This window comes from Leucobacter luti (assembly GCF_019464495.1).
GTDB lineage: Bacteria > Actinomycetota > Actinomycetes > Actinomycetales > Microbacteriaceae > Leucobacter > Leucobacter luti_A.
On record NZ_CP080492.1, the window covers coordinates 1,957,275 to 1,984,006 of the forward strand.

The window sequence follows — 26,732 nt, forward strand, 5'->3', positions numbered from 1 at the left end:
GAGATCCATACGGCGGCGGCTCGAAACAGCCACAATCCTGACGGTTCCCTAACGGTCAATCACTCACACGGGTGTTCAACGGTGTAGTGCGAGCGCAGAACGTGCGGAAGATGCAGATGTCATCGGACCCTACTGATGACGGCGAGACGCCCCCACCGACGAACGAGGGGCACGCACCGTACGGTGCGTGCCCCTCGTTCCGCTGTGAGCGTTTCTCACGCCCGCGGAAGTATCGCTAGTTGCCTGCTCCCCGCGTGCGACGGCCGCGCAAGACAAGTGCCGCGGCGCCCAGCAGGAGCAGCACAGCCCCGCCCAGCGCGTAGTGCCATGGGACTGCGCCACCCGTAACGGGGAGGCCTCCCAGAGTCACCACTCCACTCGGATGCTCGAGCGAGTCACCAGGCGTCGGGTCCGTGACAGGTGGCGTCTTCGTCGGTGGGACCGTGCCCGTCCCAGGAACCAGCTCCCGCACGATTACTCCGGCGTCCCACGTGGGGTCGATCCCCTGTGTCGCCCGAATCCCGCCCACAAGGTCTGAGTAGGAGTAGTCGAGCGTGAGACTCGAGTTCGTGTCGTTGAGCACGATCCAGGCACTGAAGCCATCCTTGCCCGCGTTGGAATCGAGCGCCGTGTTCCCGCCGCCCGTCTTCGTGAACTCGTACACTTTCGCCTGCGCCTCAGTGAGTTCAAACTGCACCCGGTAGCGGCCAGGGCGTAGCTCGTCGAAGACGTACAACCCGTGCGAGTCGGTCGTCGTTTCGCCGACGAGCGCACCCTGCGCGTCGAACAGACGGACGGTGACCCCGGGGAGGACGGATTCCGTCTGATCCTGCAGGCCATTCTTGTTCGCGTCAATCCAGACCACATCGCCGATCGCATAGGTCTTCATGCGGAACCCGAAATCGAGCGTGGGGTCGCGATCCCCGTCATTCACCAGGTCATCGCGCGAGATGGCGACCCATGCTTCTGAGTCCTGGGCACGATCATCGCTGCCACCGGTCCGTGTCGGAGTCAGGCCCGCGAGCGCCTTCCGCGTATCAGCATCGTCGCGGTCGATCGAAACCGTGTAGGTCTCGCCCGGCTGCAGCGCTGGCAGATCAGTGAACTCGTACAAGCCGTTCTTGTCGGTCACCTGCGGCTCAACCGGATTGCCGTCAACGCCCAGCACCGGCTGGCCCGTCGGCCCGGTCAGCACGAGCTTGACGCCAGCGATCGGCTGCTCGTCAGGGTGCGTACCCTGCACACCATCACCATCAACGTCGAGCCACACGTAATCGCCCACCGAGACCGTCTTCACCGCGCTGCGCGGGGTGTTGAAGAACTTGGTGGCCGGCGAGGTGCCGTCGCCATTCACCACGAGCGCGACCGGAGTGCGATTCAGCACGTACCCCGCTGGGGCCTTCATCTCATGCACGGTGTACGTGCCAGGTACCTTGACCGTTGGCACCAAGTCGCCGCCAGCCGGACCGGCCATACGCAGCTTGCCGCCGACAACGTAGAGATCCGAGAGCACGACCTGGCCAGCCGAGTCGCGGAGCTCGAAGCGCGCATCGCGGTCTGTGATCGGCGTACCCGTGGGATCGAGCTCGTTGAGCTTCGAGATGTCGAGCGGGAAATCGTTGGTCGGGGTGATCGTCACCTTGTCCGAGCCGATAACGTTTTCCACCCCAACGCCGTAGTCAAAGTCAGCGATCCGCACCTTGAAGAACATCTCGACAAGCGTGCCGCCCTCGAGTCCCTGGTTCTTCGCGATCGTGATCCGGTTGTCAGCGGCGCTGTACTTCGCAGTGACTTGGCTCCCGGGAATCCGGTAGTCACCCGTGCCGACTGTCACGCCGTCTTTCACCTGATCCGCGTCGACAAAACCAACGAACTCAAGGTTCTTGACCAGCTCATCCGTGATGTCGAACAGCATGTTCGTGTACCCGAGCGTCGGGATGAACTGCACACGATAGATGTACTCATCGTTCACGAGGGCACCGTCTGGGCCCACCTCAGCACGGAGATTCGTGGTGAACTCGTCTGTGGCCGGGTTGTACACCGTCTTCGTCACGTCAATCTCGCGGCCGCCAGCGCCAGCACGCGCGGTCGTCTTCGACGTGAATACGATCTCGCGATCCGCGCCAAGGAACTCCGCGCTGTTCTTCACCGAGATCGCGGCCTTCCCCTCGATGGGTCGAGTCGGGATCTGCACGGTGAACGTAAAGCCCTCGGTGAGCGGGCGGCTCGCCTCGCCCCACGCTGTGCCCTGCGGGAAGCTGGCAGTGGGGGTGAAGACGAGATCGTTCGCCTGGTTCAACGTCAGATCGAAACTGGTCTCATCGAGCGTGAAGCCCCCGCCGTAGTTGCCCGTGATCGACGCTGCGATCTGCGCCAGCGTGTCTTCGGAGACGTCGAGCACTGAGTGATCGACGTGATCAACGATCGTGGACTTCGCCGCGTCACCGATCCCGTTGGCAACGGTGAAAGTAAACGGTACCTGAGCGACAGTCTGACCCGGCTCGAGCACGATCGGCTTCGAGTCGGTGCGCTTGCTGAACTTGTTCTGATCGTCGATTCCGGACTTCGGATCCTTCGCCGTCACGACCTGGTGCCAGGTGCTCGCCTGCTGCGTGCCGCTAGCCGCATACGCGAACTGCGCCTGGTTCTCAATGCCAGAGAACGAGCGCTTCGCATACGGGTTGTCGCTCGGATCCTCGGTCACCGTCGTGCCAGCGACGTTGACGAGCTCGGCTTTCACGCGCACGGCGTGCGACTGGGTGGTGTCTTTGCCGACATTGATCCGGATTGTCTGGCCCTCAAGCGTGTACGAGCCGATGTATTCATCGCCGGCCAACGCCTCGGGCGTCACCCCTGAGACGAGCGTGTACTCGCCCGAGATGAACGCGTCATCGTTCAGCATCCACTGCAGGTTCGCCGGCAGCGTGTCCGTGATGACGACGTTGCGGTTCAGCGCGTACTTGGTCGAGGCAAAGTCCGCGAACTTCGTGAGATCAGCCGTGAGCGTGTAGGTCACGGGGAGGGCCGGGTCAAGTGTCACCCCGTCGTCCTTCACCGTGATCGGCGTGTTCCAGCTGAGATCGGAGCTCTTCAGAAACGCGGCGCCGGTGTCGGGTCGCGGGTCTGTTGGGGTGGTGGCCCCCACCCAGATGCTCTTGGACTTCGTCTCCCCGTTGATCGTTGCCGAGTTCTTCAGCTCGATCGAGAAGGGCGCACCCTCCTCATCTGCGACAGCATCGTACTGGGCTTGCAGTGCGGTGCGGAGTTGCTCAAGCGCCGCCGCATCGGTGATCTTCGCTTCGTAGCTCAGCACCGTGATCGAGTTCTGCGCGGCAGTAAAGGTGTGGCTGAACGAGGTGCCCGAGTAGCCAGGGATCGCCTGCTCCGCCTCGACGATTTTGTTCATGCCCTGCGCGTCCCACACCGTGGTCTGCGTCGCGAACGATCCTGGGACCAGGGTCATACCGGTTGCCAGCGTGTCTGCAATCGTCACTGGGCGCGCGTCCTGGGAATCCACAGTGATCGAGTAGCGGATCGGACGGGTGAGGTAGTCAGCGCCGAGCACCACCTGGCCGTCAACGATCTGTACACCGGAGAAGCCCGGGTTGTTGCTCTCCTTGCGGCTCCCGTTGCCGAACGTAGCGAAGCTGTCGCCCTGTTTCTTGAAGATGACGTCCTGCGCGGTTTGCTCACCGTTCACGCCCCAGTTCACCACCTGCTCGGAGGATTCCGTGAGGGTATCGACCGTGAAGTCCAAGTCGATACTCCCGTTCGCCACGGGGATCGGATCCTTGAACGTGATGGTGAGGGTGCCGTCACCCAGCTCGAAGGACTCGACGGCGGAATTCTCCGCCGGTGCCTGGGAAATCGAGAAGCCCTTCGGCACCGAGATGACGGCCGTGTGGCCGGCCGCAATTGCGTCGCGGCTGTACTTGATGTTGAGCGTGTACGACTTCCCCTCAACGTAGACCGGCTGGCCGTTGTGGTGTTCGGATCCGCCTGGGATCTCGATCTCCACGGATCCTGTCGCGGCCATCGCTGGCGCGGCACTCACTCCTGTCGCGACGAGCAGTGCGGTCAAGACGCCAGCGAGCAGAGCAGAACGCCCGCGCCGACGCCGATTGGGCGCACCAAGTACACCCTGATATGCCGAAGGCATATATCCCCCAATATGTATTTCGGGCGCCGTAGACGGGCGCACCGATTCCCCCGTGTATGTGTGGGCTGTGCGGTTCAAACCCCTGAACCGAGACCGCGCGATCCCCATCGCACGATCAGTACACCCCACGGGCGCAATCGCCCGCGTCGACTCTAGCAGCGCTGCGCATGCCGGCCTGCCCCGGCGCAGGTCTGAGGAGGCGCCCGCTCCTGAGTTTGCCTGATGCATAGGATTGCGGGGTGAGCATCGCAGCCCCAATCGTCGTCGTCGCCCCAGATTCTCTGAAGGGAAGCTGCACCGCGGGTGAAGCCGCGGCCGCCCTGGCGCGCGGGGTGCGGGCAGTGCTCGGGCCGACCGCCACCGTGCGAGAAGTGCCTCTGGCCGACGGTGGCGAGGGCACACTCGACGCACTGATTGCCGCCTGGGACGGGCGTATCGTCTCAATCCCCACCACCGATGCGCTCGGGCGTGCCGCTATCGGTCGGCTTGGACTCCACGCGCCTCCGCCTGCTGCGGCGAGTGTGCGGGCAGGTGCGCTCGCGATCATCGAGACAGCGGACGCCAACGGGCTCCTCGCGGTGTCAGATGTTCCGCAGCAGGCACTCGACGCAGACTCCTTCGGTGTCGGCACACTCGTCTTGGCCGCACTCGACGCCGGGGCCGATGAATTGCTGCTGTGCCTGGGCGGCTCTGCGACCAGTGACGGGGGCGCCGGCCTGCTTCGCGCGCTGGGTGCACGTCTCCTCAATGCGGCTGGGGCCGATATTGCCCCCGGCGCGCGCGGCCTCACTGAGCTGACGACGATCGATCTCACCGGTCTCGACCAGCGTGCGCGTGCGGCATCCTGGCGCATTGCCTGTGATGTTGAGAATCCACTGACGGGGCCGCGCGGTGCCGCTGCCGTCTTCGGCCCGCAAAAGGGGGCAACCGAGGACGAGGTGGTCCACATCGATGCGGGGATCGTTCGACTCACGGATGCTCTGGCGCCGCACAGCCCACTCCGTCCGGACGAGTTGCGCGCACAGCCCGGGCTCGGAGCAGCTGGCGGCCTTGCGCTCGGTCCGGTCGCGCTCATGGGGGCAACGCTCGTTCCCGGTGCCGAGCTGGTGAGCACCGCTGTCGGGCTGCCAGCGGCCCTCGCAGACGCGACGCTCATCATTACGGGGGAAGGCCGCTTCGACCGCCAGTCCTTCGACGGGAAAGTAGTCTCGCGGGTCATCTCGGATGCCCCTCCCGGCACCCCCGTCGTGGTGATCGCCGGATCAGTCGCGCTTTCTGGGGCCGAGCTCCGGGCAAAGGGCGTCACCGCGGCCTTCTCGATCGCGCCCGGCCCCGCAACGCTCTCCGAGCTTCAATCGAATTGCGTTGAGCTGCTCAGCGAGGCAGCCGCACGAGTGTGTGGAGTGTTCATCGCGCGTGGCTGAGCGACACCGCGCTGACGTGGGGTGCCGCGGTCACCGCTCAAAGCGGACCCTCTGAGCGAGGTTCCCGGAACCCTGACCCACGCCGCAGCCGGGATGCAGCGAGCGATCAGCCTGCCTCGGGCCCTGGACGATCGATCGCGAAGGCAATGTGGGGCATCTCCACTCCGCGGTAGTGCTTCACGAAGCGCGTGCGCGCAGTCATCCCCAGCCGTTCGGCCACTCTGGCGGACGCAGTGTTCGTGTCGCGGACCTGCGCGTAGACGCGATGGGCAAGAAGCGTTTCGAACGCGTAGTCAAGGCACGCTGCAGCGGCTTCCGTCGCGTACCCGAGGTGCCAGTGCGCCCGGTTGAAGAGGTACCCCACTTCGAGCACCCGCTCGCCCGCGATCTCCTGCCAGGTGATGCCGCACTGCCCGATGACCTCGCCGCTGCTGCGCAATTCCACCGCCCAGAGCCCGAATCCATCGGTGGCGTATCGCGTGAGGTTTTTGGTGAGCCACGCCCCGACCTCCGAGTCAGCGAGCGCCCCCTCATATGCCACCATCGTCTCGGGATCCTGCAGGATCGCGCGCAGCGCCGGCATATCATCGCGCGTCATCTCCCGAAGCGACAGGTGGGCAGTCGTGAGTACTGGCATGAGATCAGGCTAACGCGAGGAGGTGTCCCCACCACGCGGGCCATAGTCTGAGAGACATGGAAAACGCGTCGCCCCGGGCAGCTGGTCCGTGGTTCCTGCGTGACCGCCGCGTCGCACGAGGGTACTTTGCGGTGCAGGCCGCGGCGGGGGCGCTGTGGTGGATCGGAGTATTCACCCTCGACGGGGTGCGTCTGGCAACGCTCGGCGGGCTCGATCCCGTGCTCGTCTTCTGGCTCGATCTGCCGCTGTTCGTGTGTGCGTCAGCTCTTGCAGCTGCGGGGATTCGCAGCGCCAGCGCCGGTGTTGCATGCTGGTCCGTGCTCGTCACGGTCGGGATGGTGATCTACGCCACCGTCACCGGCCTCGCCGGCTGGGGCGCGCTCGTGATGCTGGCCGCGGCCGTCGGCAGCACCGGCGCAGCACTCATCCTCTGGGTCGGCCGTGTGCCGAGCGAGTGGCTGATCTCCGGCCCATTTGCATTCCGAACTGCACGCGTAACGAAGCGTGCTTCTCTGCTCTGGCTCACCGCGGCCCAGACCAGCGTATTCTGGGTCCTGTTTCTCGGTGTCTTCCCCGCGGCGATCGTGCTGCTCGAACGCCGGTGGGACCTCGCCATCACATTCCCCCCAGCTCTGCGGCTGATCGGAATCGTGCTGTTTCTCGCGGGCAGTGTGCTCGGAATCTGGTCCGCCGTCACGATGGCAACCCGCGGCCGCGGCACACCGCTCCCCGCCGCAATGACGACTGAGCTCGTGATCGCGGGCCCATTCCGTTTCGTGCGCAATCCGATGGCACTGGGCAGCATCACCCAGGGCATTGCCGTGGGGCTCATGGCCGGTTCCTGGCTCATCGTGCTCTACGCGCTCGCCGGCGCACTCATCTGGGACTGGCTCATCCGCCCCCACGAGGAAGCGAATCTCAGCGTACGTTTTGACGAAGCCTTCGAGCGCTACCGCCGTGCGGTGCGGTGCTGGATCCCGACGTGGCGCAGGATCCCGTCCGGGCCAGCTACCACGCGTGCGGCTCGTAATCCTTGAGGAAGCACCCGTAGACGTCCTCTTCGTCGACCTCACCGCGCACGATGGGGTCGTAGACACGGGCAGCGCCATCGACGAGATCGAGTGGCGCGTGGAAGCCCTCCTCCGCGAGACGCACCTTCGTGAAGTGTGGGCGCTCGTCGGTGATCCAGCCGGTGTCCACCGCGGTCATGAGGATCCCGTCGGTTTCAAACATCTCACCGGCGCTGGTGCGCGTGAGCATGTTGAGCGCAGCCTTCGCCATGTTCGTGTGCGGGTGGCCAGGACCCTTGTAGCGGCGGGAAAACTGCCCCTCCATCGCTGACACGTTTACGACATAGGTGCGGCGGGCAGGCGACGCAGCCATGGCGGCGCGCAGGCGGCTGATCAGGATGAACGGTGCGGTGGCGTTGCACAACTGCACCTCGAGCATTTCGAGCGGGTCCACCTCCTGCACGTGCTGCACCCAGCTGTTGACGTGGCTTACATCCGGGACCAGCCCGCCCGCGTCGATCGCCGTACCGTCGGCGTGCTTTTCAAGCGAGGACGATCCCGGCGCCATCGCACGCGCCGTGAGATCCGTCGCCGTGAGGTGCTGTGCCAATCCGGCCGCAACCGTGCCGGAGAGCGCTGACGTGGAGAGCGCGTCGAGCGAGACGGTGCCCGAGGCGTCAACCGATGACTGCAGTGCGCGCGGGTGCAGCTCCGCCGGGTGTCCGAGTGTCTCTGTCTCGGGGAGCCGTCCTGCCGGGAGCGGCTGCGACTCCGCGTCGGCCAGCAGCGAGTACGAGCCGGGCGAACGGCGCACCGTCTGCGCAGCATTGTTGATCAGGATATCGAGCGGACCGCGGGCCGCCACCGAATCGGCCAGCGCAATCACCTGCGAAGGGTCGCGCAGGTCGATGCCGACGATGCGAAGCCGGTCAATCCAGTCGTCCGAGTCGGGGAGCGACGCAAAGCGCCGGGCAGCATCACGCGGGAACCGCGTCGTGATCGTGGTGTGTGCCCCGTCGCGAAGCAATCGCAGTGCGATGTGCATCCCGATCTTCGCACGGCCGCCGGTCAGGAGCGCCCGCTTGCCCGTGAGGTCGGCGCGCGCGTTGCGTTTCCCATGACTAAACGCCGCGCACGAGGGGCAGAGCTGGTGGTAAAACGCGTCGACGACGGTGTATGGCTGCTTGCAGATGTAGCAATTGCGCGGCACGAGCAACTCACCGGCGATCGGCGTCTCCGCACTGGTGGAGAGCGGAAGGCCACGAGTCTCATCGTCGATGCGATCGGCGGCGCCTGTAGCGGTCGCTGCGATCACCGCGCGCGGTCGGCGGCTGCGATGGTCTCGCGCTTCGTGCGGCGACGCTCACGCTTCTGCGCTTTGAACATGGAGGACGTCGCCCGCCGCAGTGCGGTGTGGTCGGAGTGCTCCGGATCAAGGTTCTGTGCGGCTGCCAGCACGCGCAGTGCGATCTCCAGCTCAGCGGGATCGATGTCGCTTGGGGCGGGCGCCGAGCCGCTCGGTGTTTCGGTCATTGGGCCAATTTTACGCCAGTGTCAGCGGAGAAAGCTCCGGGTGTGCAAGATCCGCTTGTTCCGTGCCCGGGGCTCGTGTCTGCAGCCTCAAGTCGCACATCGGCTTGGGGGTGCAGACACGATGCGGACTCGCTATTGCCCGACTTCACGCAGCCACTGGGTGACGGACCGCGGGGTGAGTCCGAGTCGCTGCTGCGCACTCGATTCGGCCGAAATCGTGTTGCGATCCTGCGCATTGAGCGCCTCGTAGAGGGCGACGACGGGAGCGGCGGCCGGCCCAAAGATGGGCGTAATGAGCTCCCCAAACTGCTCCGGCGTGATGCCCTCGAAGCGCACCTCACGGCCGAGCTGCGCCGCGAATGCTGCGGCAAGATCGGCGCCTTCCAGACCGGGCAGGTGGCCCACTGCCACGGTCCCGGTCACGGCCGGGTCGGTGAGAAGTCGCACCACAACCTCGGCGACATCACGGTGGGAACTCCACGACACCGGGTACGCGGCAGGCAACGGGTAGCGCAGGATCCCTGTCTCACGGGCCGGTCCGTGCACGACCGGGAGGAGCAGATTCTCGAGGTAGAGCCGGGGCGCAACAACGGCGTAGGAGACGCCGGAAGCTGCCACGGCGTCGATCAGCGTGACGAGCGGGTGGTCCGCCGGGGCCTGCAGCGGCGAGCCAGGCTCATCGACGATGACCCCGCTGGTCGAGATCACCACGCGGGCTGGGCGTGCGTCCGTGATGGCCTGCGCGATGGCCTCGGCCTGCGCCCGTGTCTGCTCGGGCGGCCCCATCGGGAGGTGCACGAAGACGCCAGTTGCGTCGGCGTATGCTGCGGTGAGCGCCTCCGGGTCGGCGAGGTCAATTGAGACGCTGGCGACGCCATCAGGGACCGACTGGGTGTTGCGGACCGCGGCGACCGCGGGGACGCCTGCGGCCTGCAGCGCGGAGAGAACGGGTGAGCCTTGAGCGCCAGTGGCGCCGTGTACGAGAATCGTCATGTCTCTATTAGTGCATACGATGCACCGGTTACGTCAACTGCACCAATGGCGCGTAGGATGACTCACATGAACGATGCAGAGCTCCCCGAGTGCGGTGTCGCCCGCTTCCTGATGCTGTTTGACGGCCCGTGGGCAACGCTCATCATTCGCGAACTCATGCACGGCTCCCAGCGCTTTGGTGAACTCCGCACTGAGCTCGATGGGATCAGTGCCCACACGTTGACGAACCGACTGCGATTGTTCGAGTCGCGTGGGATCGTGACGCGCACGGCCTATGCGGAGATCCCACCGCGCGTGGTCTATGAGCTGACGCCACTGGGCCTCCAACTGCGTCCGGTGCTCGACGCGATGAACGAGTGGGGCGTCACGGCCCCCGTCGCCGCATTCACCTCGGAAGCGGCCTAGCTCTCCGCCGCGCCACCCACCGCACGGCCAGCACCAGCACCACGCTCACGGCAGCACCGAGCGCAGTCGCCAGCACGCGATCCACAAGCATGCCTGTCACCGGCTGCGGGGTCACAAGCTGCACCACGGCGAGCGCGAGCGGGGTCACGAACAGCAGCGCGATCCCGTAGCTGCGGCCGATCAGCACCTCCGCGAGGAGCTGACACAGCGCAATGACCCCGATCAGGAGCAGGGGCGGTGGATCCGGCAGCAGCACGGCCGCGGCAATGACGACCCCGCCGAGCGTGCCGACCACCCGGTGCAGCGCGCGCGATACCGAGTGCGGCGCACCCGGCGGCGGAATCACCGCGACGGCGCTGACCACCGCCCAGTACGCGTGGCCCTGGCCAAGGCCCAGCGCCAGCGCACCGGCGGCGAGCGCGGCCACGACGGTCTGCGCCACGCTCACCCACACCTCACCGGCGCGCAGACGCTCCGGCCGCAGCTCCGGCGTGCGCAACAACGGCCGCAGGAGGGGCGGCCCTCCCGCTCAAGCGCGGAGCGAAGGAGCCAGCCGGACAGACAGATCAGAATCGCGAAGCACGCAGCGGCAGCAGCGATCCCGAGCCGCAGCCCGAGCCCGCCGGCCGGCACCGGCACCTGCACACAGACGAGAAACGCGAACGTTTGGAACACCGGCGTTGGTGGGAACAGCTGCCCCACCTGCGCCACCAGCATGCTCAGCACGAGCACGCCGACGAGGGCGGCAACGATCAACCACAGTTCGGCGCCAAGCAGCGCAAGCAGGGCACCGGTCCCGAGGCTCACCAGTAGCGTGAACGCTGCGAGCAGCAGGGAGCGCAACCGCAGGCGGTACGGTTCATTCCGACCGTAGAGCGCCGTCATAGCGCCGAACGCTGCGTAGGGCGCGAGATCGAGCCGCCCAGCCACGAAGAGCAGCAGCAGCGGCAGGCCGATTGCAATCCCGGCTCTGATCCCCACCTCAAGATCGAGGAAGCCGAGCCGCCGCCAGCCGCGCGGGCTGCCAGAAGAACTCAGAGCCGACTCAGCGGCTGCCATCAGCTCCCCCTCTGTCCCGCCGGATCAGACGCAGATCCCGGTTCTGGCTCGACTGCCGGATCAGGCGCAGTTGCCGCACACACCCGAGAGTGCCATCAGCATGAAGCAGTTGGGGCACACGGGCTGCACGCGCTCAGGCTGCGCGTTCGGTTTCGCCTTGGGCTCCGCTTTTGGCTTGGCGGTTTTGCGAGCCCCGGATCGCGCTGCCTTCACCGGGCCGCGCTCTGCCGCGAGCTCCTCGGCCTCAATCGCCGCGCCCTTCCCGTGCACGGGGTGATCGACGGCCCATGCACCGGAGTGCCGCACGCTCTGCCAGCGGGGCGCATTTCCGACCACGGCGATGATCTCATCCTCGGTCAGAAATCCGACCGTGTATCCCTTGTGCACCTGGAGGTCGGGCGCGTCATCGGAACGCACGACGGTGATTCCGGCGTCTGAGCGCACCAGCCGCTCGATCGGCACCCGGTTCAGCAGGCTGCGCAGGAACACGCGGTTGGCCACAGGAGCACGCCGGTGCACCAGGGCTTCCTCCAGCGAACCGTAGCGGTTCAGGATGGATTCGTGTGCCGCTGACTGCTCCATGATGTGTGCCCTCCGAGAATACGTGCTGGCCCGAAAGGGCCATCTCCCAGTATCTCGCACCCTGGGCTATGCCCAGTACGGATTCGTCGCCACGGCACGCTCACGAGCCTCACCGGCCCTCCCCCGCCACCGTGCGCTGCAGCGCTGCAGCGCCTCATTCAAACTGGTGCGGACAGCCGGTGGCGCTGGGGTCTGCTGGATCACTCGGGCCGGTCGGATCAGTCGGGCCGGTTGGATCAGTCGGGCCGAGGAGGGAGAGTGGGTCCGCCCCGTCCCCCTGGCACGGTTCCGAACGCTGGAGCCCGAGCGCTAGGGCATATACCTCTGGATGCTGGCTCACTCTGCGGCTCCTATCTGATCTGCACGCTGACACATGCAACGGTAGAAGCCCGAGCAGAGCACCGACGGGAACTCTGACCCGAACCGTGCGTCAGCCAAAATGCTGCAGTGTTCAGACCCGCAGACTCAGTGCTCGCGATCGAGATTCAGGTTCCGAGTGACCTCGCCCAGCCGCGCGCGCTCATCCACGCGGCGGCGCTCAAGTTCGCCGAGGTGGGCGGGGGCCCGCGCACTGCCACGCTGAGCTGCGGCACCGGCAAAAATCACGATGGCGATCCCCACGAGTTGCATCAGCGTCGGCGATTGGCTGAGCACCAGGAGCCCGATCAGGATCCCGAACGCCGGTTCGATCGCCAGTAGCGTCCCGAAGGCGGTGTGCGTCATTCGGCGCAGCGCGAGCATTTCGAGCCCGAACGAGATCACCGGGGTAATCACCGCGATCCCAGCGACAAGCAGCAGCACCCACCACGCGGGATTGCCCGTCACCACCTGCGGGATGCCAACGGCCGCGGTAAACACGGCAGCGATCGGGATCGTGAGCGCGAGGCCGCTGATCCCGGAAAACCGATCACCCACGCGCTGGGTGAGCACGTTGTAGAGTCCCCAGCAGACGCCGGCTGCCAGCGCGAAGCCGACGCCGATCAGGTCAATCTCCCCGTGCCACGGTTCGGTGAGCAGCACTACGCCCACGAAGGCAAGCAGCGGCCAGATCAGTGAGCCGCGCTTCTTGCTCGCGATCCCCGCCACCAGCAGTGGCCCGAGGAACTCGATCGCCACCGCGGTGCCGAGCGGAATGCGCTCCACCGCCGCGAGAAAGAACGTGGTCATGAATCCGGTCACGAGGCCGAGCCCCAGAAGCGGTGGAATATCGCTGCGCCGGATCGAGCGCACGCGCGGCCGCGCGATCAGCCACAGGATCGCGCCGCCGATGGTCATCCGGAGCCAGGCCGTGCCAGCAGGCCCCACCTCGGCAATCGCGGTAACCGAGAGCGCGTTCGAGAGCTGGATCAGCAGCATCGCCGCGATCGCGAGGGACCACGGCGGGATCCCTGTGCCTCGAATCCGGGTGTCCGTGCGCAGCACCGGTTCGGCGCTCACGCGGTCACCACGCGACGCGTTGCCCGAACATCGGGGCCGAGACCGCGCAGCGCGGCCGTGAGCGCGTCCGCCGCTGCGGCGAGCGCGGCAGCGCTCATGGGCGCGAGACTGTCGCAGATGAACAGCGCGGATGTGGTCTGTTCGGTGAGCGCGGTGCGCCTCCCCTGCCGCCAGTTCCAGCGCCGGCAGGTCACCCCGGCGTTGTCGCGCCAGATCACCTCGCCCGGCTCCGGGTACTCGACAGTTGCTTCGCCATTGGCGATCGCGTCGAACGGCTCGTCGCCAGCAGCACGCACCAACTGGGCTGGCCCCTGGTAAGCCAGCAGATCCTCCCCTCCGAGTGGAATCTGGTGCAGCACCGAGATGGCGTTGTAGATATCGGTGAGCGGGTTCACCCTGGGCAGGCCGCTTTCAGCGCGGCGCGTCAGCGCTTCCAGGCTGTTGCGGGTGCGCTGTGGTTTCGCACCAAACGCCTGGTACGCCTCCCGCCAGGCAGCAATGTGCGGCAGCTCGGTCACCGGCAGCTGCGCGAGGAGTGCGCGCGCGTGCGCCTCGGCTGCGGCCACGAGTGCGTCGATCGCGCCGGGATCCGCAGGCGCGCGCTCCGGAACGATGCCCTCGACCACGATGAGCACGGCGCGGTAGTCTCCCCGGAGCTCCTGGACTGCGGGATCCACGCGGCAGGCATCGAGGAAGGCCGCGGCGTCCACCGGCTCAGCCACGAGGCCCCTCCGCCTGACGCCGGGTGCCAACACCCGGTTCAAACACGGTGAGCGAGAACCGCGCACCTGCCGGGTTCGGATTGGCGTAGGCGTGCGCGGTATCGCCAGAGAAACTCAGGGCGTCGCCGCGCTGCAGTTCGTGTGTCGCGCCGTCCACTTCGACCACTATCGCTCCCTCCTGCACCTGCAAGAGTTCACGCGTGCCATCACTGTGAGCCTCACTCTCGTGGCGCTCATGCGGTGCGAGCGTCCAGTCCCACAGCTCGACCACGTCCGGTGCCGCGGTCGCGGCAACGAGCACCCCGCGGCCGCCAAGATCACCGCTCCAGAGCGCTGCGCCCGTCCCGGCGCGCACGAGCTTCGCCGCGCGCTGCGCTGGTGGCTCGACGAGTGCTGGCAGCCCGACGCCGAGTGCATCCGAGAGCCGCAGTAGCGTGCCAACGCTCGGGTTCACCGCCCCCTGCTCCACGCTCACCAGCATGCGGCGGCTCACTCCAGCGGCCGCCGCGAGCTCATCGAGGGTGAGGTCGCGACCCTTGCGTTCCTGTCGCACCCGCGCGCCGATGACGCGCGCCAGCTGTTCGGTTTCCGTGTCCACACAGTGCACGATAGTGCACGTTATGCGCATTGTCTAGGGCAGGGTTGCCGCACTGCGGAGCGTCAAACACACTCATCGCTAGCCGGCCTGGGGAAATCCGCCTGGCTGCCCGCCGCCGGGGCCGCCCATACCTCCGCCCATCCCGGCCGCCGCCTCGCCGGCGGTCGCCGTGCCGAGCTCGTTGCCGCCGGCGCCGCCCGACACCAGCGTGTAGCTCTCGCCCACTGTGATCCCTGCCGCCGCGATCACCACTGAGCTCGCCGCCTTCTGCGCGGTTGCGGACACCACTGCCGCACCGGAGGCATCGGCCAACTCGATCTCCTGCCCCGCTGCGATCTGCGCGCTCACCATCGCCCAGCCGAGTGTCGATTCGGTGCCGGGTGTCTCCTCCATCCCGCCAGCACTGAACGCGATGATTGTGCCGCCGGTCACGGTGATCCCCCCGTTCGAGTCGAGCGCACCGTTGCCGCTGCGTGTCGGTCCATAGACGGTGATGTCGCCGCCGGTGACGCGCAGGGAGCCGTTCGAGTCGATGCCGTCGCCCTCTGCATCGACGGTGATGGTGCCGCCTGAGATTTCCAGCCGCTCGCCCGAGTCCTCCATCCCACCGCCACCCATGCCACCTGGGCCGGACTGCTGGGAATCCGTGGTCGCGCTGTTGCCCGATGCGTTGATCCCATCGTCGGAGGAGACCAGGGAAACTGTGCCGGCGAAGACGCCGATATTGCCTGCCTCCACTGCCTCGTTCGACTCGGTCACGGTGATGTCGCCGCCGCCGATCGAGAGCACGACCTCACCCTTCACGCCGTCGTCGGTAGCAGCGACAGTGAGCGTGCCGCCGGTGATCACCGTGTCAGTCTGCGCCTGCACACCGTCATCGCCAGCGGTGATGTCGATCGTCCCGCCGCTCACGAGAATGTATCCCTTCGTCTCGTCGCCCTCCTGGTCACTCTTCAGCCCGTCGCCTCCGGTAGCCGTGAGCGCCAGAGTGCCGCCCTCCACCACGAGCGCGTCTGTGCCGCGCAGCGCGTCATCAACCGCGGTCACCGTGACCGTGCCGGAGAGGATCACCAGATCATCCTTGCTCGTGATCCCGTCGTTGCCGTTCGCCGTCACCTGCAGCTTGCCGTCTCCCGAGATCGTGAGGTCGGCCGCGGCGTAGATGGCGGCGTTTGCCTCAGCGTCGTCCGCGTATGAGGCCGCATCTGACACCGCGTTTGTGCTGCCCTTGGCGAGCGAGATCGCCACGTCGTCGGCGGTCTGCACGTCGATCGCCGCGCCAGCGGAGTTCGTGATGGTGACACCGTCGAGGATCAGCACGACGAGCGCGTCCTCCGGGGCCGCGACCACCACCTGCCCGTCGAGCGTGCCGCTGAGCCGGTAGACGCCAGCAGCAGAAATGGTGATGGTGCCGTCTGCCGCCGCAACCGCGTCCGAGCTGGTCTTTGCGCTCGACCCGCTCAGCACAACCTCAACCGCGTCGCTCGCCGCCCACTCGTCGTCGTTCACCGTCGTGTAATCCGCGTTCCCCGCGAGCACCTCAGTGGGGCTGAGGTCGCCGGTAAACGTGGTGCTGACGGCCGGTGTTGCCGCGGTGGATTCCCCAGACGAGGCGGACTCGGAGCTCGCCGACGGCGCGGCGCCCGATCCGGCCCCCGACACTGCCGTGCAGCCGGTAAGGAGCGCCGCGCTCAGGGCGAGGGCAATGAAGGGGAAGACTGGTCGTTTCATGATGCGATCCTTTGCGCTGGGAGGTGGAACTGCTGGGTGGAGGACACGGGGTGAGTTGGCGCGGGGAGCCGCGACATGCTGAGCGGGGTGGCCGTCGCGAACGGACCGGCAAGCGTGCGCGCCCACTTATTGCTGGGCAATTCGGGGTGCAGGGCAGCGGTGCCGGTGCCAAACTTGCTGATCCCGCTGGGGCGGTAGCCAGCACGCCAGAGTGCGCGATCCAGCTCGCTCGCGCGGCCGGCGGACTTCGACTCGAGGATCACGTGATCAGGCAGCCCGATCCCGCACGCAACCGCACCGCCAAGATCCGTGCCGTCGCTCCAGCGCAGCCGCGTATCAATCGTGGCGCGGCTCCCCTCCGGCATGAGCAGCGTGGTGCGCTGGTATTGGCTCACCAGCGTCGGCCGCAGGGTAGCAACGAGCGCGGCATCGTGGCCGTGGTGTGTGAACTGCGCGGCGACGTACCTCCGGCCCGCAGCCGTGAGCGTCGCGCGGTCCGTCGGCGCGTATGCGACTCGCTCCTTCACCGTGGTGCCCCGGCCACTCTTGGTTTTGAGTTCCAGGAACGTCGATCCAGTGTCGAGGTAGCTGCGGGTGCGGAGCTTAAACCTGCGCCTGCGGCGCTGGGCGGTGAGCCTGAAGCTCAGGTGATCCGGGGTATCGAAGTACACCGAGTCGTAGGAGAAGTCGCGCCGGCCGTCGATCTCGAGGACGCGAGCGCGCGAGTCAATACGCTCGAGCAGCGCAGTGGCGGTTGCAACGGGGATCAGGTATTTCCGATCGACTCGAGTCAGCAGTTCGGCCTCGGACACAAGTTCATCGAGCGAGATCGGCGCGAGCCGGGCCAGGCAGTCGAGTGGGGCGAGTTCCTCTGCCACGGGTGCAGCAGATGCCACAGCTGTGGTGAATGCGGCGGGTGCAGCCCCAGGGTGCACGGAGGTCATCGCTCGACTCCAGCCGTCGCGACTAGTGCCGGATCGCGCCGCTTCTCACGCTTCGCCGCAGTGTCCAGGCGGAAGCGCACATCCACCAGCGTCGAGTCGTTCACGAGGTCCAGCTGCTGCACGGTAATCGCGGTGACCGTGGCCCCCAGCCGCGCCTCCAATTCTTCGCGCAGCTCCCGCTCGTCGGCAATTGCCCGGTCGAGACGCACCACTTGGTGCCGGCTGTTCGCGAGCACGGCCGGGTGATCCACCGCCCACAGCACCACCACGATGAGGGCGATGAGGCCGGTTGGGATGATCACGTTGCTCTGGGACAGCCCGCCGATCAGCCCCATCGCGAGCGCCGCGAAGTAGTACGCCACCTCGCGCTGCGAGATCTCGGAGGAGCGGAGCCGGATGATAGACAGCACGCCGAAGAGTCCCAGGCCGAGGCCCGCTGCGATCTCTGCCGATCCCAGCACGCTCGTGACGGCGAGCACTCCAACGTTCACACCAAGGAACGCGACAACGAGGTCGCGCCTGCGGTGCCGCGGATAGTAGAGGCCACAGGCGAGGATCAGGGCCGCGACGAGGTCGACAGCGATGAGGATGAAATCGGGGGTGTTCACTGAGGTCTCCTAGAGTTTGGGGCTGGAGCCAGCCCACTCGATATTCCTTGGTGCGAGCTATGTTTATGTGGCTCAACAGGCGGTGTGAGGCGAAGAGTCCGCCACCGCTGTACGAGAGATACCGCCAGCGCGGTACGCCGGGGCGAAGACTGAGGAGCGCTGCGTGCGGTAGCTCGTGCAGAAGAGCACGATTTCGGTAAGGAGCTTGGCGCCCCAGAGCGACATCCCGATCCCCGTGAGGTACGACAGCCACACGATGTTGGAGGCGAGCAGCACGGCAGCAAGCAACACGTAGGAGCCGAGCTGCCGCCACATTCCTTCACGCCCACGCCGAAGAAACACCACGCGCCGGTTCACGAAGAAGTTGACGCTCGCGCTCACCAGCCTGGCCGCGATGATCGACGGGACGAGGGCACCCGTGGCCGCCTGCAACAGGAACAGCGCGATCGTGTCGACGGCGAAGCCGAGCAGCGAGGACGCTGCGAACACCAGCGTCGGCAGCGTTACCCGCACGGAATCGAGCACTGGCCGAAAGTGGCTCGACTCGTTGCCCGCGAGATACACGGTCGCGATCGGGATCTCCTCGGCCGTGAAGCCGGCCCCGTGCAGTCCCAGCAACATCCGCTGCTCGTACTCAAACCGCTCGCCAGGCAGACCGATCAGCCACGGCACCAGCGCAGCGGGGAACCCGCGCAGCCCGGTTTGGGTGTCCGAAAGCGGCCACCCGGCAGCCGCTCGAAACAGCCTGCGGGAGATGTCGTTGCCCAGGCGGCTGCGCAGCGGGACAGCGCCGTCGAAGGTGCGGCAGCCGAGCACCAGTGTTCGACCGTCGCGCTCGCCGAGGGCGCGGACGCGATCCGCCACCGCCACGATGTCGGCGCAGGTGTGCTGCCCATCCGCGTCGGCCGACACCACACCCTCGGACGGTGCGACCCCGTGCACGTGAGCGAGCCCGGTCTTGAGCGCGGCTCCTTTGCCCAGGTTGCGATCGTGGCGGAGGATCGTGGCGCCAGCCGCGGCCGCCCTGGCGAAGATTGAGGCGTAGGCGGGGCCCGATCCGTCGTCGACAACCACGATCCCGAGCCCGGGATCGGCTGCGGCGAGCGCGGTGACGAGCGTCGGGAGGTGTTCTGCCGGCTCGTAGGCGGGGATGAGTGCGATCACGGCTCAGCCCGCCACGTAGAGGATGTCGCTGGTGCCGCGCTCACCGCCGTTGGACGGCTGGTTCACCACCTCGCCGTTGAACACCATCGTGGAGGATCCACCGCCGTCGAGGTTGTACGCGGTCTCGGCGCCGAGCTCCCGCATGATCTCGGCGAGCTCGGTCATGGTGACACCGCGGCTGTAACCTTCGCTGCGACCGTCGACCACCACAAATACCAGGTGGTTCTCGTCGATGACGCCGACGGCAGTGCGCGGTTGTTCGCCCTGGATCGAGTGGTTGCCGAAGTTCGTGTCGACTTCGACGTCGTCAATGCCGCTCAGCACCGCGCCGTCCACGAGCAGCGCCGGCCCGAAGCTGAGAGTGCTCCACACTCCGGCGGCGAGCAGCTCTGCGGCGCTCGTCGCGGTTTCGTCGTAGACCTTCACCGTGCCGTCGGTGTACAAGGCGAGCCCGGTGCGCGCCGGTTCATCTCGGTAGATCACGCCGTTGCGGATCTCGATTCCGGTCTCGCGGAAGCCGTAGTAGTCGCCGTTGATCGCGAACACAGCATCGTGATCCGCCGCGATCTCGCTCGTGGTCGCTGTGACGTTCGTGCCGAACTGGTTGGCGGCGAAGGCGGAGCGGAGTTCGGTCGCGTCACCGAGCGTGACGTCCGCGACGTAGTACGTGACCGTGTCGGATCCTGATCCGGTGCTGAGCTGCTGCACCGTGACAGCGGTGTCGCCGTTGGTGTAGCTGTCGGCGGTGAGCGTGGCGGCGTCAGTTGCGGCGTCCGCGTCTGTGCCTGCCGTGTTCGTGCCTGCCGTGCTGTGCGCGGCCTCGTAGGCGGCGACGTCGGCCACTTGCACATCGGGAATCAGAAACCGCTCGGCGGCCCACGCGGCGCCGCCCCTGCTGCGAGCACGACGGCCAGCGTCGCGGAGAGGATGATCGTGCGCGGCCGGATCCGGCGTCGTTTGGGGTCCGGATGCGCAGCCGGTGTGTGATCTTGGGGGCTCTGATTCGCTTCCATGCCCCCATGGAATGCAGCGAAACTATGGATCCGCGCAGTGTTTGCGCGGATCCTGATGGGATGCCGGTAAGTGTCCGCAGGCGCGGTACCGCGGGTGGGGTACGCGGTTCGTCCCGAGTCCCCCGCCCACGTGCGCGGCGCTATTGCGCCTCCCGCTGCCGGGCTACAGCGCCTCTGGCCGCGGTGCGGTCCAGCTGCCGTCGAGCACCTCGGGGCGCGGACGATACAGCCGCAGCACGTAGTTCCAGCCGGGCATGATCGGGAGGGCGTTCGCGGCGCCGTCGAGCTCCACACCGAAGCGGATCGTCACCCCACCGTCCGCGTCCGGCGTCGCCGTGAGGCTGTTGATGCTGTTGACGCCGAGTGTGTTCTCCTCGAAGTACCCCGCAGCGTTATAGAGCGAGACGGACCAGAACGCGTCGACCGGGACGTCCGTGAGCCGCAGCCGGTACTCAGCGACGGGCAGGTTCTCGTCGACGCTAATGTAGGTCGCCTCATACTCAGGCAGGCCGCCCCACCCGGAAGCAGTGCCGAGCAGGTGCATGATCGGGTCCACCTCAGCTGCGGTGCCGAAGGAGTGGTCGTACTTACTCACGCCACGAGCAAGCACGAGGATCGCGTCGCGCGTCTCGGCCTGCGACTGCGCGTCGTACTCGGGCAGCGGGTACGCGCCAGATCCGCCGCCAACGAGGGTGAGCGCGTCCTGCAGCCGGTTGACCTCGGTGATGTCTTCTGGGCTGTTCGGATCGACGAGGATACGAACGATCAGGGCGGCGTAGTCCGTGCCCACGAGCTCGCGGGTGAGGACGTGATCGCCCTCCTCGCTCAAGATCACCGGACCGTAGTGATCCTGGTTGATGACCCAGACCGAGATGTAGCGGTCGCCGGTGTCCGGCAGGGTGACCGTCACACCATCGCGGACGTCAACGATCGCACTGCTGTAGAGCGTGTCCCGGTTCTGGCGGATGATCGGCTGATCGTCGAGCGGCTTGAGGTCATACGTGTGATTCCACGCCCCCAGTCCTGTGCCGGCTGCGAGGCGGGAGAACATCAGATCGCTCTCCGCGCGGTTGAAGTTGTGGACGTTGACGGGGATTGCGGTCATGACGGATTCCTTTCGATGGAGTGGAGTGTGGGTCCTGGCCATGCGGATCACAGTGCGGCGATTCCCTTGCCGAGCATGAGCACGCCGATCACGAGCAGCAGCAGCGTGGTGATCACCACGTTCTCGCGCGCGAGCCAGCTGTGCAGCGTCTCGAGCGGGGCACGCAGGCGGTCCGATGCCACTGCGAATGCGATCACGGGGATCAGCACAGTGGATGCCGCGCACACCACGAAGACGGCCATCGCAATGGCTTCGGCCGACACGGACATCCCAGCGCCGCCGATGGTGACGCCGGCACTGGCGGCGACGAGGAGGTTCTTGGGGCGCGGGCCGGAGAGCAGGATCCCGAGGCCGAAGGCGCGACCGAAGCCGAAGGAGTCGATCGCGGCCATCCACTTGGGCAGTGCCGGATCGGCTCCCGGCTTCGGGCGCCTGCGCCACTGGGCCGCGGCGAGCAGGAGCAACAGGGCAGCGAGCACGAACTGCACGATGGCGCGCGTGACGTTGGGGCCGTCGGAAGACTCGTGGGCGGGGAGCAACCCGGCGAAGAACACAAAGATGATGAGTGGGACCGCGATGCCGACGGTCCACCCGAGCAAGAAGCCGGGGCCGGTGCGCCTCGCGTTGGGTGAGAGCAGCATCAGAATCACCGAGATCAGTGCCATCGGACTGATCGCGATGGCGAGCGTGATGGGGAGGAGCTCCCCGATAACAGTTCCCAGCACGGCCAGTCCCCTCGTTCCTGTGGCGCAGCGTGTGATCCCGCACACACCAGACGCGTCCCCCGCGCTGATTGCATCCTCGCCTACTTTGGCCAGCGCGGGCAGGGGTCTCACCCTTCTCGGATGAGGGAGGTCCGTGACTATTCTTAAGAATCATGATTGCAGCCATCCGGGGGGCCCTGGCATCAGGAGAGCGAGAGCGTGCCACGAGCATGCTGCGCCAGAATTGGTTACGGCTACTGCTGGAATCACACACGAGCGAGCTCGAGCGGCTCTGCATTGACTTCCCGGATCCGCATGATCCGCACCTGCTCCTGATCCGGGCCTGCTGTCGCGATCTCGCAGGTGACCCGCACGGTGCGGCGTTTCTGCGCGGCCAGGGGCTGCGCACGGCGGCCGACGACTTCGTCGCCTGCTTCACGAACCTGCTGCTCGCGCCGGACAATTCAACGAAGGCGGCGATTGCGGACCGGGCCAAGCTCGCGCTGTCGGAGTGCGGGCCAGAAGACGACTACCCGTCGGCGCTCTTCCTACTCGGGTGGACGGAAATCCGGCTCAGGCGCAACATTCCGGAGGCAATCTCGCTGCTGCGCTCGGCCAGCGAGGAGGCCAGACTGCAGTCGCGAGACGCGACGTTCCGGCTCGCGCAGTCGAATCTCGCGTTCGCGTTGACCCACGCCGGGGCATTTTCAGAGGCGGAGCGGATCCTGGACGGACTCGATGCGCTCCCAGAGGCCGTGGAGACCGCCGATTGGGATCGCTTCGAGGGAGGTCTCAGGCCCTCCACCCGCGGCACGATTGCGTTTTGGCGCGGGGAATACGAAGCGGCCGCCACCCAGCTGCGGTCGATTGTGAGCACTGAGGCGCCAGGCACCAACTTTGAGGCACAAGCGCGGCTCTATTTGATCCTGACACTGATCGCACTGCAGCAGAAGGAGCGCTACCGCGAGGCCGCTGAGCTCCTGCAGGGGGTGAGCACCGCGGATAAACACGGGGTGCCGTGGGGCACGCTGCGCCGGGTGGTGGCGGCCTGGCTCGCCTATGCCGAGGGCCAGCCGGCGGTGGCGCTGCGGCTGGCGGCGCCGGCGGTGACACGCACTGGCGCGCCAGTGGCACACGCGCTGCTGGGCGAGCTGTATCAGCGACTGGATCAGGCTGATCTGGCGCGGCAGGCGCTGCGGCACGCAACGGCTACACCGCCGCCGCGCTACGCGCTGGTGAGCACGCTCGTCACCTCGGCGGCCCTGAGCTCCGTGGCGGGGCGCGGGCAGCAGGCGCACGAGTTTCTGGACCGCGCGCTCGAGGCGGCCGCGCCGGAGCGGACCCTCAGCCCGTTCCTCGCCCCCGATCCGACAGTGAGCGACCTGCTGAGCGCCCACACTCCCGGTGGGACGGTGCAGGAGCGCGTGCTCCGGGACGTATTCGCGCGGCGGGACGCAGTGTCTCAGGTGGTCACGGGAGTGCTGACACAGCGCGAGCGGGAGATCCTCGGCTATCTCCGCACCACCATGACCGCCGACGAGATCGCCGCGCAGCTCCGTGTCGCGTACCCAACGGTCAAGACACACATTCGCGCGATCTACCGCAAGCTCGGCGTGACCACCCGCCGCGCGGCGGTGCGGGCGGTGGATGCCGGGGAGATGGGCGATCTCCGCGTCCAGGTCTCCGGGCCGTCGGGCCGTGAGGTTGTGGGGTCATAGTTCCGCAGCACCGGAGGACCGCGGCACCGCTCGACCGCTGGACCGCAGGACCGCAAGGCCGCAGGACCGCAGAACCGCAAGGCCGCAGCACCGCAGAACCGCAGCACCGCAGAGCGGAAGTGGAAGCGACAGCGACAGCGACAGCGACAGCGACAGCGACGCAGCCTCACCGCGTGGCGGCGTTTCCCAAGCGGCTCCTTGTGGCACAAGCGGTGCAGCGCGGCGCGGTCAGCGCAGTCGGCGCAAGCGGAGCAAGCGCGGCGCAATCGGCGCAGTCGGCGGGGTCGGCGCGGTCAGCGCAGTTCGCGCAGCCAACGCAGTATGTGCAGCCAGCGCAGCGCTACGCACTCCGCACGGCGCCTACCTGAGCTCTGAGCGGAGCTTCGATCCCCAACAGCTGTGCTGGCACTCTGTGCTGACATGCTCAGCTGATGTTGTGTGCCGCGGCTACTCCGGCCAGACGCCGGACGTGCCTCGGCGGTGTGAACCGAGCAGGTGGGTGTCGACGATACCGATGGCTTCCATGAGCGCGTACATCGTGGTGGGTCCGACGAATGCGAAACCCTCCTTGCGCAGTGCTTTTGAGAGCGCGAGCGATTCAGGCGATTTCGTGGGAATCTCCGCGAAGGTGCATGGTCGTGGCGTCTCAGCTGGCTGGAACGACCACACAAACTCGACGAGACCGGTGTGGTCTCGGAGCCGGATCGTGGCGTTGGCATTGGTGATCGCGGCCAGGATCTTGGCCCGATTCCGCACGATACCCGCGTCGCTCATCAGCCGCTCGATCTTGTCATCGTCGTACTGCGCGATGACATCCGGGTCGAAGCCGTCGAATGCTTCGCGGAAGGCTGGCCGCTTCCGCAGAATCGTCGCCCACGAAAGCCCCGCTTGGAATGCTTCCAGGCTGATCCGCTCGAACAGGCCCTGCTCGTCGCGCACCGGAACACCCCACTCGGTGTCGTAGTACTCACGCATGAGAGGGTCGGTCGCGGCCCAGACTGGGCGGGCGAGCCCGTCGTCGCCGATCACAATGCCCGGATCTGGCTGCTGCTTTCCCGGTTCCTGTCGTGCCGTGGGGTTTCGTCCGGTCTCCTGCATGGCTCAGATTCCCCGTTCGTTCAGGTACTCGTCGACGTGTTTGCGCACAAGCTCCCGCAGTTGTGCCTCAGTGAGCCTCGCGAGTGTCTCGTGCTCAGGGAGGGCCGCGATGTGCGGAGAGGCGTGGTTGTCTGAGACAGCCTGTTGACTCTGCGGGGTGCGAGGGTTCTGAACGACTGTGCCGGCTGTGATGCCGGCACCCTGCAAGCTTCGCGCAGCGGCTCGTGCGGCGTTCCGCTGCGTCACTCCAGCGATGATCACGATCGCGGCACCGGTGAGTGCCAGGATGATGAGACCCATCTGCAATTGCGACCAGGCGGAGCCGAGGTCGAGCCGCCACGGACTGTCGAGGATCAGGAGGACGCCGAGGACGAGCACTGATCCCGCGACTGCAAATGTGACGTAATAGATGGTGCGGAGCATCTGCGAGGCCGAGATCCATCGGTACGCAAAGGAGATGAAGCCGAGCAGCACGAGGCCACCCACCACAAAGTGCCCGGCCCCCTCGAGCTGGTCTTCAAATCCGAACCACGGGCTCCAGCCCGTGCTCGGGTCGCCGGCCGTAATCGAGGTGCGACCATCCGCCCACTTGGAGAACGGGGTGTAGTCCCACGCTGCATTCACGATGCCCAGCACGAAAGTGACGCCGGCGCCGATCCACACCGCTCTGCGGAGCCACGTATGCTGCGCCGCGAGCGAGGCAATGAGGTACAGGTCAGCGACGAACACTCGCCAGGTGAGTGAGTAGGTGATCGAGTCGAACAGCCCGAGTGCAACAATGAGCGCGATCGCAACGCCGGACGCTGCGAGCACGCTGATCAGGATCCAGAACCCGCGTTTGGATCGGTCACCCGTGGTCAGTCGCCCGCCCACGCCCATCGCTCCGCTCACGCCGGTCCCACCTGTCGTACCTGTCATGCCGAGCTCCTTCGTTTGGCGGGGCAATTGTGCCCCGACACGGTACTTCTCTCTTCAGGGTATCCAGCGGCGTATGCCAGGACTGCGGCAACTCCCCCGCAGAGTGTTTCCCGCCCGAGCTTTCCAGCACGAGGTTCCCCGCCAGGACTGCGGCACCCCTTTCGTATGGCTGTGATTCGGCACGAATCCCCGGGTAAGACCGCCACCCACGATTCTCCTTTCACAGCCTCTATGGGCCTCTCCGCTGCCGCTGCGCCTTTCCTCAGACGTCATCGTCACAGTTCTTGTTGCGATTCTCGGTTTCTCTCAGCTCGTGTTTCTGCAGCGGACGTCGGATTCCGAATCCCGCTCAGCCCGCAAGTCCGGTCACACGCATCGTGATGTTGATCCTCCCCCGCTCCAGTCCGCAGCCCTCCGGCGCGGTGCCCGGGTACACCTTCGGGATGCCATGGAACGCGAGCCTGGACGGGCCGCCGAATACGAAGAGATCGCCAGACGCGAGATCAAGGTCGGTGTAGGGCCTATTGCGAGTCTCAGTGTTGCCGAAACGAAACTTGCAGGTGTCTCCGATCGACAGCGAAACCACCGGCGCCGCGGAGCGCTCGTCTTTGTCCTGATGCATGCCCATGCGGGCGGTGTCGTCGTAGTAGTTCACCAGCGCGGTGTCGGGTGTGTAGTCGTCCCCCGCGCGCGGATTCCCCGTTGCGGCGCTCAGAGCCTTGCGACCGAGCCGAACCATCCAATCCGGGAACTCGAGCACCCGATTCCCGTTCACGTCGACCGCCTCGCGCGAGTACTCGTATGGTCGCCAGTGCCACCCCAGGCACACGGTCTGCACGCTCATCTCGTGCCCACGCACTTTGGCGGCGCGGATGGGCACCGGCCCCTGCACCCACTCGTGGAAGCGGGTGACGATCCAGCGCTGTTCGTCCAGCGTGAGCCAGCCGGGCACGAAGTGCGCACCGGCAGGGAGCTCTGGGACGGGACGATCGATCATGTCGTCTCCGAACAGTGTGCTCATGCTGGGCTCCGATCTGTGTGGTCTCCGGGGGCCGGGCTGTTGGCTCTGATCCAGATTCTTGCAGGCACCCCTGACACTGGGTGGGAAGAACTGGCGCTGCTCAGCGGATCTGTGCATCGGCCAGGTGTTTGGCTCGATCAGGAGCGTTC

The 26,732-nt window shown here is 66.6% G+C and carries 23 protein-coding genes and 2 pseudogenes; 5 read left to right on the forward strand and 20 right to left on the reverse strand.

What is annotated here, in order from left to right; translation table 11 throughout:
• Nucleotides 1–235: 235 nt before the first annotated feature.
• Entirely contained in the window at nt 236–4,081 is a 3,846-nt protein-coding gene (locus K1X41_RS08805; protein WP_220174409.1) for an SdrD B-like domain-containing protein, read from the reverse strand.
• A gap of 317 nt (nt 4,082–4,398) precedes the next feature.
• Between K1X41_RS08805 and K1X41_RS08810 the strand changes: the two genes are divergently transcribed.
• Nucleotides 4,399–5,583 (forward strand): glycerate kinase, encoded by a 1,185-nt coding sequence (locus tag K1X41_RS08810; RefSeq protein WP_220174410.1) that lies wholly within the window; start codon nt 4,399–4,401, stop codon nt 5,581–5,583.
• Nucleotides 5,584–5,689: 106 nt separating this feature from the next.
• On the opposite strand, the gene K1X41_RS08815 is transcribed toward K1X41_RS08810, so the two are convergent.
• Nucleotides 5,690–6,220: a GNAT family N-acetyltransferase gene (locus tag K1X41_RS08815; RefSeq protein WP_220174411.1), complete on the reverse strand. Its 531-nt coding sequence runs from the start codon at nt 6,218–6,220 to the stop codon at nt 5,690–5,692.
• Between the two features lie 56 nt (nt 6,221–6,276).
• On the opposite strand from K1X41_RS08815, the gene K1X41_RS08820 reads away from it, so the two are divergent.
• Nucleotides 6,277–7,257: a methyltransferase family protein gene (locus K1X41_RS08820; protein WP_220174412.1), complete on the forward strand. Its 981-nt coding sequence runs from the start codon at nt 6,277–6,279 to the stop codon at nt 7,255–7,257.
• On the opposite strand, the pseudogene K1X41_RS08825 reads toward K1X41_RS08820, so the two are convergent.
• Both K1X41_RS08825 and K1X41_RS08830 read right to left on the reverse strand, forming a co-directional pair.
• Nucleotides 7,229–8,763 (reverse strand): annotated as a pseudogene (locus K1X41_RS08825) (SDR family NAD(P)-dependent oxidoreductase). The gene K1X41_RS08820 and the pseudogene K1X41_RS08825 sit on opposite strands and share 29 nt — an antisense overlap.
• A gap of 132 nt (nt 8,764–8,895) precedes the next feature.
• Nucleotides 8,896–9,756, reverse strand: coding sequence for an SDR family oxidoreductase (locus tag K1X41_RS08830; protein ID WP_220174413.1), 861 nt, complete (start codon nt 9,754–9,756; stop codon nt 8,896–8,898).
• A 66-nt stretch (nt 9,757–9,822) separates the two neighbouring features.
• On the opposite strand from K1X41_RS08830, the gene K1X41_RS08835 reads away from it, so the two are divergent.
• Entirely contained in the window at nt 9,823–10,161 is a 339-nt protein-coding gene (locus K1X41_RS08835) for a winged helix-turn-helix transcriptional regulator (protein WP_258566402.1), read from the forward strand.
• On the opposite strand, the gene K1X41_RS15605 is transcribed toward K1X41_RS08835, so the two are convergent.
• The 13 genes and pseudogenes from K1X41_RS15605 to K1X41_RS08895 all read right to left on the reverse strand — a co-directional run bounded on the left by K1X41_RS15605 (nt 10,142) and on the right by K1X41_RS08895 (nt 21,849).
• Nucleotides 10,142–10,603: an FUSC family protein gene (locus tag K1X41_RS15605; protein WP_258566403.1), complete on the reverse strand. Its 462-nt coding sequence runs from the start codon at nt 10,601–10,603 to the stop codon at nt 10,142–10,144. The genes K1X41_RS08835 and K1X41_RS15605 overlap by 20 nt on opposite strands.
• A gap of 2 nt (nt 10,604–10,605) precedes the next feature.
• Nucleotides 10,606–11,220, reverse strand: a complete 615-nt coding sequence (locus tag K1X41_RS15610) for a hypothetical protein (protein WP_258566404.1) — start codon at nt 11,218–11,220, stop codon at nt 10,606–10,608.
• 60 nt (nt 11,221–11,280) lie between these two features.
• Complete coding sequence (locus K1X41_RS08845) at nt 11,281–11,802, reverse strand: hypothetical protein (protein ID WP_132205661.1); 522 nt, start codon at nt 11,800–11,802, stop codon at nt 11,281–11,283.
• A 465-nt stretch (nt 11,803–12,267) separates the two neighbouring features.
• Entirely contained in the window at nt 12,268–13,158 is an 891-nt protein-coding gene (locus K1X41_RS08850; RefSeq protein ID WP_220175814.1) for an EamA family transporter, read from the reverse strand.
• Nucleotides 13,159–13,235: 77 nt separating this feature from the next.
• Nucleotides 13,236–13,961 carry a B3/B4 domain-containing protein gene (locus tag K1X41_RS08855; RefSeq protein ID WP_258566405.1) on the reverse strand — a complete coding sequence of 242 codons (726 nt, stop codon included), beginning with the start codon at nt 13,959–13,961 and terminating at the stop codon, nt 13,236–13,238.
• Nucleotides 13,954–14,559, reverse strand: a complete 606-nt coding sequence (locus tag K1X41_RS08860) for a helix-turn-helix domain-containing protein (protein WP_132205659.1) — start codon at nt 14,557–14,559, stop codon at nt 13,954–13,956. Before K1X41_RS08860 ends, K1X41_RS08855 begins: the two co-directional genes overlap by 8 nt.
• A 78-nt stretch (nt 14,560–14,637) precedes the next feature.
• Nucleotides 14,638–16,290: a carbohydrate-binding domain-containing protein gene (locus tag K1X41_RS08865; RefSeq protein WP_258566406.1), complete on the reverse strand. Its 1,653-nt coding sequence runs from the start codon at nt 16,288–16,290 to the stop codon at nt 14,638–14,640.
• The gene (locus tag K1X41_RS08870; RefSeq protein ID WP_220174415.1) at nt 16,287–17,234 is read right to left on the reverse strand and encodes a polyphosphate polymerase domain-containing protein; all 948 of its coding nucleotides are present in this window, start codon (nt 17,232–17,234) and stop codon (nt 16,287–16,289) included. Before K1X41_RS08870 ends, K1X41_RS08865 begins: the two co-directional genes overlap by 4 nt.
• On the reverse strand, nt 17,231–17,842 hold the full coding sequence (locus tag K1X41_RS08875) for a DUF4956 domain-containing protein (protein WP_133616315.1): 612 nt from the start codon (nt 17,840–17,842) through the stop codon (nt 17,231–17,233). Before K1X41_RS08875 ends, K1X41_RS08870 begins: the two co-directional genes overlap by 4 nt.
• A gap of 72 nt (nt 17,843–17,914) precedes the next feature.
• On the reverse strand, nt 17,915–19,006 hold the full coding sequence (locus tag K1X41_RS08880; protein WP_220174416.1) for a bifunctional glycosyltransferase family 2/GtrA family protein: 1,092 nt from the start codon (nt 19,004–19,006) through the stop codon (nt 17,915–17,917).
• 3 nt (nt 19,007–19,009) lie between these two features.
• Nucleotides 19,010–20,019: pseudogene (locus K1X41_RS08885) on the reverse strand (phosphodiester glycosidase family protein).
• Between the two features lie 163 nt (nt 20,020–20,182).
• Complete coding sequence (locus tag K1X41_RS08890) at nt 20,183–21,124, reverse strand: DUF1214 domain-containing protein (protein WP_220174417.1); 942 nt, start codon at nt 21,122–21,124, stop codon at nt 20,183–20,185.
• Nucleotides 21,125–21,171: 47 nt separating this feature from the next.
• Complete coding sequence (locus K1X41_RS08895; RefSeq protein ID WP_243736028.1) at nt 21,172–21,849, reverse strand: GAP family protein; 678 nt, start codon at nt 21,847–21,849, stop codon at nt 21,172–21,174.
• Between the two features lie 152 nt (nt 21,850–22,001).
• Between K1X41_RS08895 and K1X41_RS08900 the strand changes: the two genes are divergently transcribed.
• Both K1X41_RS08900 and K1X41_RS08905 read left to right on the forward strand, forming a co-directional pair.
• A complete protein-coding gene (locus K1X41_RS08900; protein WP_258566407.1) occupies nt 22,002–23,546 on the forward strand; it encodes a LuxR family transcriptional regulator in 1,545 nt (514 codons plus the stop codon).
• A 173-nt stretch (nt 23,547–23,719) separates the two neighbouring features.
• Nucleotides 23,720–23,914: a hypothetical protein gene (locus K1X41_RS08905; protein WP_220174418.1), complete on the forward strand. Its 195-nt coding sequence runs from the start codon at nt 23,720–23,722 to the stop codon at nt 23,912–23,914.
• A gap of 79 nt (nt 23,915–23,993) precedes the next feature.
• On the opposite strand, the gene K1X41_RS08910 is transcribed toward K1X41_RS08905, so the two are convergent.
• The 3 genes from K1X41_RS08910 to K1X41_RS08920 all read right to left on the reverse strand — a co-directional run bounded on the left by K1X41_RS08910 (nt 23,994) and on the right by K1X41_RS08920 (nt 26,583).
• A complete protein-coding gene (locus K1X41_RS08910) occupies nt 23,994–24,644 on the reverse strand; it encodes a DNA-3-methyladenine glycosylase I (protein WP_220174419.1) in 651 nt (216 codons plus the stop codon).
• Between the two features lie 3 nt (nt 24,645–24,647).
• Nucleotides 24,648–25,562 (reverse strand): hypothetical protein, encoded by a 915-nt coding sequence (locus K1X41_RS08915; protein WP_220174420.1) that lies wholly within the window; start codon nt 25,560–25,562, stop codon nt 24,648–24,650.
• Between the two features lie 349 nt (nt 25,563–25,911).
• On the reverse strand, nt 25,912–26,583 hold the full coding sequence (locus tag K1X41_RS08920; protein ID WP_132205641.1) for an alpha-ketoglutarate-dependent dioxygenase AlkB family protein: 672 nt from the start codon (nt 26,581–26,583) through the stop codon (nt 25,912–25,914).
• Between the last annotated feature and the right edge of the window lie 149 nt (nt 26,584–26,732).

Excerpts from the sequence above, each read along its gene's own strand:
- K1X41_RS08835 (WP_258566402.1), top strand. The coding sequence starts at position 9,823 with ATGAACGATGCAGAGCTCCCCGAGTGCGGTGTCGCCCGCTTCCTGATG.
- K1X41_RS08915 (WP_220174420.1), bottom strand. The coding sequence starts at position 25,562 with ATGACAGGTACGACAGGTGGGACCGGCGTGAGCGGAGCGATGGGCGTG.
- K1X41_RS08845 (WP_132205661.1), bottom strand. The coding sequence starts at position 11,802 with ATGGAGCAGTCAGCGGCACACGAATCCATCCTGAACCGCTACGGTTCG.
- K1X41_RS08890 (WP_220174417.1), bottom strand. The coding sequence starts at position 21,124 with ATGACCGCAATCCCCGTCAACGTCCACAACTTCAACCGCGCGGAGAGC.
- K1X41_RS08850 (WP_220175814.1), bottom strand. The coding sequence starts at position 13,158 with ATGCTGCTGATCCAGCTCTCGAACGCGCTCTCGGTTACCGCGATTGCC.
- K1X41_RS08900 (WP_258566407.1), top strand. The coding sequence starts at position 22,002 with ATGATTGCAGCCATCCGGGGGGCCCTGGCATCAGGAGAGCGAGAGCGT.
- K1X41_RS08920 (WP_132205641.1), bottom strand. The coding sequence starts at position 26,583 with ATGAGCACACTGTTCGGAGACGACATGATCGATCGTCCCGTCCCAGAG.
- K1X41_RS15610 (WP_258566404.1), bottom strand. The coding sequence starts at position 11,220 with ATGGCAGCCGCTGAGTCGGCTCTGAGTTCTTCTGGCAGCCCGCGCGGC.
- K1X41_RS08870 (WP_220174415.1), bottom strand. The coding sequence starts at position 17,234 with ATGACCTCCGTGCACCCTGGGGCTGCACCCGCCGCATTCACCACAGCT.
- K1X41_RS08910 (WP_220174419.1), bottom strand. The coding sequence starts at position 24,644 with ATGCAGGAGACCGGACGAAACCCCACGGCACGACAGGAACCGGGAAAG.
- K1X41_RS08815 (WP_220174411.1), bottom strand. The coding sequence starts at position 6,220 with ATGCCAGTACTCACGACTGCCCACCTGTCGCTTCGGGAGATGACGCGC.
- K1X41_RS08820 (WP_220174412.1), top strand. The coding sequence starts at position 6,277 with ATGGAAAACGCGTCGCCCCGGGCAGCTGGTCCGTGGTTCCTGCGTGAC.
- K1X41_RS08830 (WP_220174413.1), bottom strand. The coding sequence starts at position 9,756 with ATGACGATTCTCGTACACGGCGCCACTGGCGCTCAAGGCTCACCCGTT.
- K1X41_RS08865 (WP_258566406.1), bottom strand. The coding sequence starts at position 16,290 with ATGAAACGACCAGTCTTCCCCTTCATTGCCCTCGCCCTGAGCGCGGCG.